This is a genomic window from Photobacterium sp. J15 (assembly GCF_963870815.1).
GTDB lineage: Bacteria > Pseudomonadota > Gammaproteobacteria > Enterobacterales > Vibrionaceae > Photobacterium > Photobacterium marinum.
Map to the genome: position 1 here is coordinate 2862500 of NZ_CAWMUI010000001.1, position 12305 is coordinate 2874804.

Here is a 12305-nt window from a genome sequence, read left to right on the forward strand (position 1 = left end):
CTACGCCATTCCTACCTCAACCAGAATGCGTTCTGCAATCCGGTCTAGCGGTAAATCTTCGCTGGAAATACCCGCTTTTGCTACCGCCTGCGGCATACCATATACAACACAGCTTTCTTCATCCTGTGCCCAAATGGTTGAGCCGCTGCTCTTCAGCATACGTGCACCTTCACGGCCATCAGCACCCATACCTGTCAGAACCATAGACAATACTTTGTCGTGGTAAATTTTCGCAGCCGAGCCAAATGTAACATCAACACACGGCTTGTAATTCATACGGTCACCGCCATCAACAATGCGGAGCCGCGCCGCACCTGGACGGCCTTCAAGCATCATCTGCAAACCGCCCGGAGCCAGATAGGCCATGCCTGGTTTCAGGCTATCGCCATCTTCAGCTTCCTTAACCCCGATTTTACAGAGGTTGTTCAGGCGCGCAGCAAATGCCGCAGTGAAAGTTGCTGGCATATGCTGAATCAATACGATCGGATAAGGGAAGTTTGCCGGTAGTTTGGTCAAAACCTTCTGCAGAGCAACAGGGCCACCCGTTGAAGTACCAATCGCCATCAACTGGTATTTCTTACCTGAAGCTTTAAAACGAGCCGGGGCTTTCGCTACGGCAGGACGAGCTGGTGTACGAGCTGCGGTTGTCGCTGCAGTAGGCGTTGTACGACCGGCAACGGGTTTACTCACTTCACGAGTTGCAGTAGCTGTTGCAGCCGGACGCGCAGCACGGCGCATGAATACACGTTTACGTGCCAGTTCACCGACACGTTTTTGCAGCAGGCCTACCGCTTCATCGCGGTTACGGGCGATGTCTTCAAATTTCTTAGGCAGAAAATCCAGCGCACCGGCATCCAGCGCATCCAGTGTTGCTTTCGCCCCTTCATGAGTCAGGGATGAGAACATCAGGATTGGCGTTGGCGTACTCTTCATGATTTCACGCACGGCAGTGATACCATCCATAACTGGCATTTCAATATCCATGGTGATCACATCCGGCTGAAGCTTCTTAGTCAGCTCGACGGCTTCCTTACCATTAACGGCGTTACCAATTACCTCTAGGCGAGGATCGGAGTTAATAATTTCACTGACCCGGCGGCGGAAAAAGCTTGAATCATCCACCACCAATACTTTCACTGCCATATTATTCTTATCCCGTATATATGAGTTTCCCAGCCTATAACAAACTGAACAATTATCTGGCGGCAATCTCTCTAGGTATACCTCAAGCCAAATAATGGTTAAGTTCGCTATTAATTAGGGGCGTTTTCACGCCCCTAAGGATAATTAGCGTGTTGCGTAGTGTTTCAGAAGGTTTGGTACATCCAGAATCAGAGCAATGTGACCATCACTGGTGATTGTTGCACCCGCCATACCCGGCGTACCCTGCAACAGTTCATCCAACGGCTTAATTACAACCTCTTCCTGACCAATCAGAGCATCAACAACGAAACCGATGCGCTGGTGGCCAATCTGAACAATAACAACGTGGCCATGTTCGCGTTCGCGTTCAGGCAGACCGACAGCTGTCAGCCAGTCCTGCAGATAGAACAGCGGAATAGCTTTATCACGAACGATAATCGTCAGCTGACCGTCAACCACATTGGTCTTACGCAGATCAAGATGGAAGATTTCATTCACACTTGCCAGAGGCAGAGCAAACGGCTGCTCAGCAACACCAACCATCAAGGTAGGCAGAATAGCCAGAGTCAACGGTACCTTGATATCGATACGAGTACCTTTACCCAACGCCGAATCAATGCTGATTGAGCCGTTAAGCTGGCTGATACCTGTCTTCACCACGTCCATACCTACGCCACGACCAGAGATATCAGAAATCTCTTTCTTGGTCGAGAAGCCCGGAGCAAAGATCAGGTTGTAACATTCAGTATCTGTCAGGCGAGAGGCTGCATCTGCATCCATTACACCGCGCTCAACCGCAATGCCGCGCAACTTGTCCGGATCCATACCGCCCCCATCATCTTCGATGGTTAGCAGGATATGGTCACCTTCCTGAGATGCCGAAAGCAGCACAGTACCAACACGTGGTTTACCTGCTTTCTCACGAATGTCAGGCATTTCGATACCGTGGTCAACCGAGTTACGCACCAAGTGGACCAGTGGATCCGCAAGTGCCTCAACAAGGTTTTTATCCAAGTCTGTATCTTCACCACGCATTTCCAACACGATGTCTTTCTTCAGGCTACGAGCCAGGTCTCGAACAACGCGAGGGAAGCGGCCAAACACTTTCTTGATTGGCTGCATACGGGTTTTCATTACCGCGCCCTGCAGGTCAGCAGTAACCACATCAAGGTTAGCAACCGCTTTTGACATATCTTCATCGTTGGTGTTCAAACCAAGACTAACCAGACGGTTACGAACCAGTACCAGCTCACCTACCATGTTCATAATGGTATCTAGTGTTGAAGTATCAACACGAACAGTAGCTTCTGCCGTTGGCTTAACTTTGTCCTTCGCAGCTGCCGCAGCTTTCGCCTTAGGTGCTGGAGCTGGCTTATTGGTCGCCGGGGCTGGTGCCGCTTTCGGAGCCGGAGCTGCCGCTGGCGCAGCGGGTTTAGCAACTGGTGCTGCAGGCTTAGGCTCTGGCTTGGTTTCAGCCAACATATCGGCAACAGGCTTAGTTGCGAACTCCAGCTCTTCTACTGAAGGGCCTTTGCCTGAACCGTGCAATTCATCAAGCAGTTTCTCGAACTCATCATCTGTCATCAGATCATCGTCGCCATTACTGGCGCCGGTATCATCAGGTACAGTTGACGCAGAAACTACAGGGGCAGGCGCTGAAACTGCAGGGGCAACAGGTGCATCACCATTACCCGGAGCTTTACCTGCACCATGAAGTTCATCAAGCAAACGCTCGAATTCATCATCTGTAATATCGCCGCTTTCAGACTTGATCTGATCAATAACTTCCGCAGCATTGTTTTGCGGAGCGACCTGTGGGGCAGCGGCAGGCATGGTGTCAACAGAAGGGCCATTACCAACGCCATGGAGCTCATCAAGTAGACGATCAAACTCATCTTGAGTCATGTCATCAACGGAATCACCGGCAATGACAGTTTCAGAAGACGGAGCAGCTACAACTGGCTCTGGCACTTCAGGTTGTTGAACAACTGGTTCTTCAACAACAGGCTCCTCAACAATCGGTTCTGGTTCAGTGACTTCTGTCTGGCCTTCAGCCTGCGCCAACTCTTCAGCTGTTGGCGGCTGGCTGAAACGATGAAGTTCGTCAAGCAGACGCTGCTCAGCAGGCTCAGTCGGCTCACGCTCCTGGACCTTGCTGAACATATCATTAATTGTATCCAGCGCTTCCAGGATCACATCCATCAGTTCAGGTGTGACGCTTCGCTTGCCGGTTCTCAGCAAGTCAAAAATATTCTCAGCCCCGTGACATGCGTCGACAAGGTGAGTTAAAGAAAGGAAACCAGCGCCACCTTTCACCGTATGGAAGCCACGGAAAATCGCATTGAGGAGCTCTGAATCATCAGGGCTACGCTCTAGCTCTACCAGCTGCTCAGACAGCAACTCAAGAATTTCTCCTGCTTCAATTAAAAAATCCTGCAGGATGTCTTCGTCTAAATCAAAGCTCATATATTTCCCCTAAAATCCTAGACTCGACAGCAAGTCATCAACGTCATCCTGAGAAGACATGACATCAGCACGCTCTTCTCCGTTGACGATTGGTCCTTCCGGACTAAGCACACATTTTTCAGCGGCTCTGTCTTCTTGTTCCATGCCAAAGGCTTTAAGGATTTCAACTAACTGATCTTCAACTTCATGTACCAGTTCGATAACACGACGGATGATCTGTCCGGTCAGATCCTGAAAGTCCTGAGCCATCAAGATTTCGGTTAACTGGCCACGAAGAACATTGCTGTCCTTTTCTGCCTCAACCAATAGACGGTCAATTTCATGACACAGCGTCTTAAATTCATTAAGTCCGATCTGCCCAGTCATCAGTCGCTTCCACTGCGGCTGAATCTCTAGCAGTGTGTCATTCATTCTGTCAGCGATAGGCTGAATACTATCCACTGCGTCCATGGTCTTGTTGGCAGCAGCTTCCGTTTTATCGATAACAAAAGATAAACGGTCACGGGCATCAGGAATTTCGTTTTTCGCTATTTCATTGATACGGGGATCAAGACGAAAATTTGCCAGCGAGTCATGCAACTGGCGGGTTAACTTACCCACCTCGGCATAAACAGGATCGCGGCTGTCAGACACCAGAGTCTGAACCAGCGTATTGGCTTCATCCTGCTTCCCGCTTTCAAGCAAGCTTACAAGCTGTTTAGCCTGATCGAGTGAAATCATTATAGTTATTACCCTCTTCGCGCCTGACGCTTGAAATTACTGCATACGCTCGAAGATTTTGTCTAATTTTTCTTTCAGCGTTGCGGCTGTAAACGGCTTAACGATATAACCGTTAACGCCCGCCTGCGCTGCTTCAATAATCTGCTCACGTTTTGCTTCAGCGGTAATCATCAGAACCGGCAGGTGCTTCAATTCATCGTCAGCACGGATGTGCTTCAACAAATCAATACCCTGCATACCTGGCATGTTCCAGTCGGTTACAACAAAGTCAAAACCGCCTTTTTTCAGCATCGGTAGCGCAGTCAATCCATCATCCGCCTCCTGGGTGTTGTTAAAACCCAGATCACGTAGCAAGTTTTTAACGATACGGCGCATTGTTGAGAAGTCATCAACAATGAGGATTTTCATGTTTTTGTTCAAAGTTGCCTCCACTGAGGTCACAGTGTTTTTATCTAATCTAATGTGTATTTATGCGGTCCAGGCTTTGAGCTTGGAACGCAAACGTTGCATTGCCTGACTATGAATCTGGCATACCCGGGATTCACTTACTCCGATAACAGCACCGATCTCTTTGAGATTGAGCTCTTCATCGTAGTAAAGAGACAGAACCAACGCCTCTCTTTCAGGCAGAGTTTTAATGGCTTCAGCCAATGAATGGCGGAAATTATCATCCACTACACCCTGAAATGGAAGATTTTCGTCAAGAGATTGCTCACTTGCGACTGCATCTTCCGATACACCCAGATCATCCATACCTATTAAGCGACCACAATTAACATCATTTAAGGCCTGGTGGTACTGTTCGAGTGTCATTTCGAGATGTTCGGCAATTTCCTGATCATTCGGGTCTCGGCCCAACTCATTTTCCAAGAAAGAAATCGCTTCAGTGATCCGTCGGCTGTTCTTGTATACCGAACGGGGTACCCAGTCCCCGCGCCGGATATCATCGAGCATTGCACCCCGGATCCGGATTCCGGCAAAGGTCTCGAAACTGGCACCTTTACCGGGATCATAATTCTGCTGTGCTTCCAGGAGGCCGATCATACCAGCCTGGATTAAATCTTCTAACAGGACATTAGGCGGAAGTCTTCCCATCAGGTGATGGGCAATGCGCTTTACCAATGACGAATAACGCTCAATAAAGGCATGCGGACTTTCCTGGTAACGTCCGTATGTCAGTGCTTTATTCACCAATAGAAACCTCTTCTGGTGGTGCTCGCTTGACTAATAACTTCTCGACGAAGAATTCAAGATGACCACCAGCACTTGTCGGTACCGGCCAGGTCAGAGCCTTAGTCGCAAGGGACGTGAAGGCCAATGCTGCCGGGCTACGCGGGAAAGCATCAACCACAATTTTCTGACGCCTTACAGACTGACGAACCCTGTCGTCCAGCGGCACACAGGCCACCAGCTCAAGGTTGGCATGCAAAAAGCGTTCAGTCACTCGGGTCAGTTTGGCAAACAGTTCACGCCCTTCTCTGTAGCTTCGAACCATGTTGGCCACAATCTTAAATCGCTGAACATCGTATTCACGACTCAGCACCTTAATCAGCGCATAAGCATCCGTAATTGAGGTCGGCTCATCGCAAACCACTACCAGCACATCCTGAGCTGCACGGGAGAAACTGAGTACCATATCAGAAATACCCGCAGCTGTATCGACCAACAGAACATCAATGTCCTCTTCAAGGCTGCTGAAGGCACGAATCAGCCCCATATGCTGGCTTGGCGACAGCTCTGCCATCCCCTGAGTCCCCGATGATGCCGGAATAATCTTCACACCATACGGGCCTTCAACAATGATATCCTGCAGATCACAGACACCGGCCAGGACGTGGGAAAGATTTCGCCCGGCTCGCAGCCCCAACATAACATCGACATTGGCAAGGCCGAGGTCGGCATCAAGCACCATCACACGCTTACCCTGCTTGGCCATGGATATCGCCATGTTCAGGGTTACGTTGGTTTTACCCACCCCGCCTTTACCGCCAGTGACAGTAATGACCTTAGTTGATGATAATTTTGTCATACGGCGTAAACCGCTCGCTTGATCGTACATTGGGTTCTCAATCATAAAAGTCTGCCGCCTGATGTTCTGAACTATCGCTACTCCAGAAATGAGATTGCTGGCTTAATTCTTGTTCTAGTAATTCATTCGCACGTGCAACAAGATAGTCACCGGTTGCTACTTTGATGTCCTCAGGTACTCGCTGACCGTCAGCCAGGTAGGCAATAGGCAGCGCGCTCTGAATCGAGACACAAATCACTTCACCAAGACTCAGGGATTCATCCAGTTTGGTCAGCACACACCCCGATAGTGGAATGCGGCGGAAGTGTTCGATGGTCTCGTGAAGAACACGGCGTTGTGATGTTGCAGGCAGTACCAAGTAACTGCGAATTTGCGAACCACTGTTTTGCATCAGGGTGTCAAGCTGCTCTGACAGGCGAATATCGCGCTGTCCCATACCGGCGGTATCAAGCAAAACCAGACGTCTGTGTCTTAACTGATGAAGTATATCGGCAAGTTCTTCGGCATCTTTAGCCACTCTTACCGGACAACCCATAATTCGGCCATATGTCGAAAGCTGCTCATGCGCACCGATACGGTAGGTATCAGTCGTCACCAGGGCAATTTCATCAGGGCCGAACTCCATTGCAGCACGAGCTGCCAGCTTGGCGATTGTAGTGGTTTTACCCACACCAGTCGGACCAAGCAGAGCAACCACACCACCTGTTTCCAGGATGCAGTCATTGGTTGTCATAATTTGATCAGACAGCAAATCCAGCAAGGCCGGCCAAGCTTCATGAGCCGGTACGTCTTCAGGAATATAGCATGCCAGCTGATCAGATAACTCTGGGGATAATCCCATTTTTTCCAGGCGTTTAATCATCATCGCCCGCATCGGTTCACGACGCTCTACTTCCTGCCACATCAAACCGGAAAGCTGGTGTTCAAGCAGGCGGCGAATTGAGGCCATTTCGTTGCGCATCATATCCATTTCGTCACTGGAATGATTTCCGGCCTTAGGATCGTAACGCGTCGGGTCGAGACGATTGCCGCCGCGAGCATTCCCTTGGCTGTTACCACGTGAATACTCCGAGCGCGTTTCCTGATTTTTCGCCTGAGGTCGACGATAATCACCAATATCCAGTTCATGACGAGGCTGGCGCATACCAGAGCGCGACGGTGCATGGTCATTATTTCCGCCAGCCGGGCGACGTTCTTTACGCAGCGCACTACCGCTGCCATAGCCACGACCAGGCTGAGAGTAATCACTCGGTGCATTACGACGATCCGGACCTTCATAGCCACGAGGGGCAGAATCTTGCCCCTGCTGCTTAGCCTGACGCTGGAGTAATGCCGACAGAGAATCGATTTCGGTTTCTTCAGCATCCTCCTGCTGACGACCGCCACCGGTATAGTTTTGCAGCACATTAGCAAAGCGGCTTGAAGCTGACTGCTTGAGCTGAACCTGATCGTCAGCAAGCTTGCGTTTAGCCTGACCCAATCTTGCCGCAAGCGCGTCACGGGTCGGCTGAGAGCCTTTTGCCGGCTGTTCGCTAGCACCGCCATCGGAATCGACCGCAGCAACGATTTCGACACCGCCGGTCACTTTTTTATTCGACATGATAACCGCATCAGCACCGAGTTCTTCTTTGACTTCATTCAGTGCGGTTCGCATGTCCTTGGCAAAAAATCGCTTAATTTTCAATCTCGTCTTCCCGTTTAATTACGCTCATGCTTACGGCATCACCTTGCCAGGCCGGTCATATCGATTTGTGTTGCTGATGTGCTTAAAGCACTGTTAATTACCCACGGCGCTGACAATACGAATTTGTTTTTCATCAGGCACTTCCTGGTAAGAAAGTACGCGTAGTGTCGGAATCGTGTTTTTGACAAACTTAGCAAGCGTTGACCGTAATACACCGGAAGTCAGTAGTACGGCAGGCTCCCCTTTCAGCTCTTGCTGCTGAGTGGCCTCGGTCAATGAACGCTGCAGGCGCTCTGCCAATCCAGGTTCAATACCGGAAGATTCACCTCCGGCCGCCTGCATAGTTTTATGCAATAACTGTTCCAATTCCGGCACCAATGTTATTACTGGTAACTCCGGCTCTATGCCATTGATTTCCTGACAAATCAGGCGCTTCAATCCAATTCGGGCAGCGGCAGTCAGGATGTCAGGATCTTGACTCTTCGAGGAGTATTCAGACAACGTCTGTACAATTGTCCTAATATCACGGATTGGAATACCTTCATGCAGCAGGTTCTGCAGCACTTTCACCACCACACCCAGTGACAACTGATCAGGAACAAACGCCTCAACCAGTTTCGGTGTCGTCTGGCCAAGCATCTCAAGCAGGTTCTGCACTTCTTCATGACCAAGCAGCTGCGATGCGTTATTGGTCAGCAGCTGACTCAAGTGCGTTGCCAGTACGGTCGCAGAATCAACTACGGTATAACCCAGCGCCTGAGCATGTTCACGCTGCGATTCCATAATCCACACAGCATCAAGACCAAAGGCTGGATCTGTTGTCGCTTCACCATCAATTGAGCCAAACACCTGCCCCGGGTTAATCGCCAGCTCCATATTTGGATGGATATTCGCTTCACCGCAGGCAACGCCCATCAGGCTTATACGATAAGTATTCGGCGGTAACTCCAGATTGTCACGAATATGGACCGGCGGAATAAGGAAACCAAAGTCCTGGGAAAGCTTCTTACGCACACCCTTAACTCGCTCAAGCAACTCACCGCCTTGCTCTTTATCTACCATCGGTATTAGACGATAACCGACCTCTAGTCCAATAATATCAACAGGCTGGACATCATCCCAGGACAACTCTTTCTGACTTGGCTGAACAGCAAGTTCTGTTGACGGCTCTTCTGCCTCGGCCTCTGCAGCAGCTTTTTCTCGCTTCATACGCCAGTATGCAATCCCGCCGATTGAAGCGGCCAGCAGCAGAAACGGAATATGCGGCATGCCCGGCACAATTCCCATCACAAACAAGATCACACCAGTGATAATCAAGGCCTGAGGATTATTGAACATCTGGAAGATCATCTGCTGGCCCATATCCTCGTCAGTATTTTGACGAGTCACCATCATGGCAGCGGCAATAGACAGCAATAATGACGGGATCTGAGCAACAAGACCATCACCGATAGTCAGCAGACTGTAGATTTCGATGGCTTCACCAAATCCCAGATTATGCTGGCCCATACCAATGACCAGACCACCTATGATGTTAATACAGAGGATCATGATACCGGCGATCGCATCACCTTTTACGAACTTAGAGGCACCATCCATTGAACCGTAGAAGTCGGCTTCCTTGGTTACTTCAAAACGACGGGTTCGCGCCTGTTCCTGGTCAATCAGGCCAGCATTGAGGTCGGCATCAATCGCCATCTGCTTACCCGGCAAGGCATCCAAGGTGAAGCGCGCACTTACTTCCGAGATACGACCTGCACCTTTGGTAACAACCATGAAGTTAATAATCATCAGGATCAGGAACACTACCAGACCAACGGCATAGTTACCGCCAATCACCACCGAACCGAACGCGTCAATAACCTGACCGGCAGCATCAGAACCTTCATGACCATAAAGTAATACCACACGGGTAGAAGCAACGTTCAGCGCAAGGCGTAAAAGGGTCGCGATTAACAGGACGGTCGGGAATGCAGCAAAATCGAGCGGGCGGCGGGTATAAACGGTAACCAATAGTACCACCAGCGCCAGCGCGATATTGAAAGAGAACGCCATATCCAGCAATAACGGCGGCATCGGCAACACCACCATAGCCAGGGTTGCCAGAACCATGACAGGAGCGCCGAGAGATGGCATAGACTGTAAGCGAGAAAGCGGCAGCTTATCCGCAAATGGTATCGAAAGCTTCATTCAATTAATTATTGTCGAGTTGGTTATACCAATGGAAGTACCGGGCATTTTAGCCCTTTCGCCTCCAAACAGGAACCTTCGTAGCAATAATCGTTCCTCTTGTGACGCCATGTTTTTGACACCACAAGCTAATTACTCAAAAGCAGATGTAGAGAAGTTAGTAACGTAACTCTGGCGGAATATTGCCAGCTTCTTTAGACAATGTCGGCTTCTGCCCACGACCTTTGCGGTATTGCTTCAATTGGAAGATATATGCCAGCACCTGTGCCACCGCGGTAAACAGACCGTCAGGGATCTGTTGTTCCAGCTCAGTGGTATGGTACAGAGCACGAGCCAATGGCGGAGCCGGAACAATATCAATCTCATGCTTATTGGCAATTTCACGAATCTTGAGTGCGATATGATCAACCCCTTTAGCGATAACAATCGGTGCTGCGTCAATTTTCGGATCATAACGCAAGGCCACCGAGAAGTGCTCCGGGTTGGTAATCACAACATCGGCCTGGGGAACATCAGCCATCATTCGACGCTGAGCCATTTCACGCTGCAACATACGGATCCGCCCTTTTACCTCAGGCTTACCTTCCGTATCTTTGAATTCGTCCTTCACTTCCTGCTTGGTCATCTTCAACTGTTCGTTGTGTTGCCAGATCTGATAAGGCACATCAATCGCCACAACAATAAGCAAAGAACAACAGATCAACAGGATAAAACCAGACAGAATATCCAAGGCATGAAACAGGTTCTGCGGGTAAATTTCGACACTGAGCTGGAAAAAATCTTCCAGGCTGGCCCGCATCAGGTAAAACGCAACACCAGCCACCAGTGAAACTTTCAGGATCGATTTAATTAGTTCGACAATACTCTGCTTGCCGAACATACGCTTAATACCACTGGCCGGATTTATCTTAGAAAATTTAGGACTGGCAGCCTCAACCGAAAAACTGATCCCCCCGAGTCCGACAGCCCCGATAATCGCTGCCAGATACAAAAACGCCAGCACGATTAACAACGGCAACATGATATGCCAGACTGAGGACGTAATAACCGAAAACAGTTTGTTAAGATCAAATATCTCTTCACGGGTCAGCGAAAACATATTCATCATAACTTCAGCCAACCCTTTACCCAGGGTTTCGCCAAACCACATAAGGCTGACAGCACCTGCCACCAGCACAACAACGGAAGCTAATTCTCTTGAGCGCGGTACTTGCCCCTTTTCCCGCGCCTGCTGAAGCCTTCGGGGCGTGGCGTCTTCAGTACGTTCCTGACCGTCAGCTTCTGACATATCAGCAATCCACCCTAATCAAACTACAAATCTGGCTAAATCCGATATCCCAGTTGTATTCGTACTGGGGAACCATAGCCGCAACCAGGAACCAGCTAATCACCAGTCCCAGCAACAAAGCAAAAGAAAAGCCCAGAGAGAAAATATTTAGCTGCGGTGCCGCACGGGTCATCACGCCGAATGACAGGTTCACTGTCAACAAGGCAATAATTCCGGCCAGAGCCATATTCAAACCAGCTTTAAACATGTGACCGAACCAGCCAGCCAGCTGATGATAATCCACCTGCTGAAACATCGCCTCACCGATCGGCAGGGTTTTAAAGCTCATCACCACCATATTAAGCATGGTCAAATGACCGTCAGTGGCAAGAAACAGCATGATGGCCAGAAACAGGTAAAACTGACCCAGTACCGGAGTATTCTGACCGTTAGCCGGATCGACCATAGAGGCAAAACCCAAACTCGACTGCATACCCAAAATCTGGCCTAACAAAACAAAGGTCTGAGTGACGAATTGGGTTACCAGCCCCATCGAAATACCGATAATGACCTGCTGGGCAGTGATCAGGAAACCACCGACAGATAAAATTTCATACTGCTGCGGTACCTGAGGCAGCACCGGCATAACCGCAAACGTAATAGTCAGAGAAAGGTAGAAGCGGATCCGGGCTGACACAAAACGGGCTCCGAAAAAGGTCATCACCATCAGCATCGATGAGATACGGGTCAGCGGCCAAAAGTAATTGGCAATCCACTCCAGTAATAGGGCTGACGGGTATGACATG

General features: G+C 49.7%; 10 protein-coding genes. All 10 read right to left on the reverse strand.

The window, feature by feature from the left end; translation table 11 throughout:
- The 10 genes from AACQ93_RS12805 to fliR all read right to left on the reverse strand — a co-directional run bounded on the left by AACQ93_RS12805 (position 1) and on the right by fliR (position 12304).
- On the reverse strand, positions 1-1143 hold the full coding sequence (locus AACQ93_RS12805) for a protein-glutamate methylesterase/protein-glutamine glutaminase (protein ID WP_064605415.1): 1143 nt from the start codon (positions 1141-1143) through the stop codon (positions 1-3).
- Between the two features lie 144 nt (positions 1144-1287).
- Positions 1288-3609, reverse strand: coding sequence for a chemotaxis protein CheA (locus tag AACQ93_RS12810; protein ID WP_064605417.1), 2322 nt, complete (start codon positions 3607-3609; stop codon positions 1288-1290).
- A 9-nt stretch (positions 3610-3618) separates the two neighbouring features.
- A complete protein-coding gene (locus tag AACQ93_RS12815) occupies positions 3619-4329 on the reverse strand; it encodes a protein phosphatase CheZ (RefSeq protein ID WP_064605419.1) in 711 nt (236 codons plus the stop codon).
- Between the two features lie 36 nt (positions 4330-4365).
- A complete protein-coding gene (gene cheY / locus AACQ93_RS12820; RefSeq protein ID WP_036800231.1) occupies positions 4366-4737 on the reverse strand; it encodes a chemotaxis response regulator CheY in 372 nt (123 codons plus the stop codon).
- A 60-nt stretch (positions 4738-4797) separates the two neighbouring features.
- Positions 4798-5520, reverse strand: coding sequence for an RNA polymerase sigma factor FliA (locus AACQ93_RS12825; protein WP_064605421.1), 723 nt, complete (start codon positions 5518-5520; stop codon positions 4798-4800).
- Complete coding sequence (locus AACQ93_RS12830) at positions 5513-6403, reverse strand: MinD/ParA family protein (protein WP_064605423.1); 891 nt, start codon at positions 6401-6403, stop codon at positions 5513-5515. Before AACQ93_RS12830 ends, AACQ93_RS12825 begins: the two co-directional genes overlap by 8 nt.
- Positions 6396-8042, reverse strand: coding sequence for a flagellar biosynthesis protein FlhF (gene flhF / locus AACQ93_RS12835; protein ID WP_064605425.1), 1647 nt, complete (start codon positions 8040-8042; stop codon positions 6396-6398). Before flhF ends, AACQ93_RS12830 begins: the two co-directional genes overlap by 8 nt.
- Positions 8043-8135: 93 nt before the next feature.
- Positions 8136-10232, reverse strand: a complete 2097-nt coding sequence (gene flhA, locus AACQ93_RS12840; protein WP_036800140.1) for a flagellar biosynthesis protein FlhA — start codon at positions 10230-10232, stop codon at positions 8136-8138.
- A 157-nt stretch (positions 10233-10389) separates the two neighbouring features.
- Positions 10390-11520 (reverse strand): flagellar biosynthesis protein FlhB, encoded by a 1131-nt coding sequence (gene flhB, locus AACQ93_RS12845; protein WP_064605427.1) that lies wholly within the window; start codon positions 11518-11520, stop codon positions 10390-10392.
- Position 11521: 1 nt separating this feature from the next.
- Complete coding sequence (gene fliR / locus AACQ93_RS12850; RefSeq protein ID WP_007466482.1) at positions 11522-12304, reverse strand: flagellar biosynthetic protein FliR; 783 nt, start codon at positions 12302-12304, stop codon at positions 11522-11524.
- Position 12305 lies beyond the last annotated feature (1 nt).

Excerpts from the sequence above, each read along its gene's own strand:
- AACQ93_RS12805 (WP_064605415.1), bottom strand. The coding sequence starts at position 1,143 with ATGGCAGTGAAAGTATTGGTGGTGGATGATTCAAGCTTTTTCCGCCGC.
- AACQ93_RS12810 (WP_064605417.1), bottom strand. The coding sequence starts at position 3,609 with ATGAGCTTTGATTTAGACGAAGACATCCTGCAGGATTTTTTAATTGAA.
- AACQ93_RS12815 (WP_064605419.1), bottom strand. The coding sequence starts at position 4,329 with ATGATTTCACTCGATCAGGCTAAACAGCTTGTAAGCTTGCTTGAAAGC.
- cheY (WP_036800231.1), bottom strand. The coding sequence starts at position 4,737 with ATGAAAATCCTCATTGTTGATGACTTCTCAACAATGCGCCGTATCGTT.
- AACQ93_RS12830 (WP_064605423.1), bottom strand. The coding sequence starts at position 6,403 with ATGATTGAGAACCCAATGTACGATCAAGCGAGCGGTTTACGCCGTATG.
- flhA (WP_036800140.1), bottom strand. The coding sequence starts at position 10,232 with ATGAAGCTTTCGATACCATTTGCGGATAAGCTGCCGCTTTCTCGCTTA.
- flhB (WP_064605427.1), bottom strand. The coding sequence starts at position 11,520 with ATGTCAGAAGCTGACGGTCAGGAACGTACTGAAGACGCCACGCCCCGA.
- fliR (WP_007466482.1), bottom strand. The coding sequence starts at position 12,304 with ATGTCATACCCGTCAGCCCTATTACTGGAGTGGATTGCCAATTACTTT.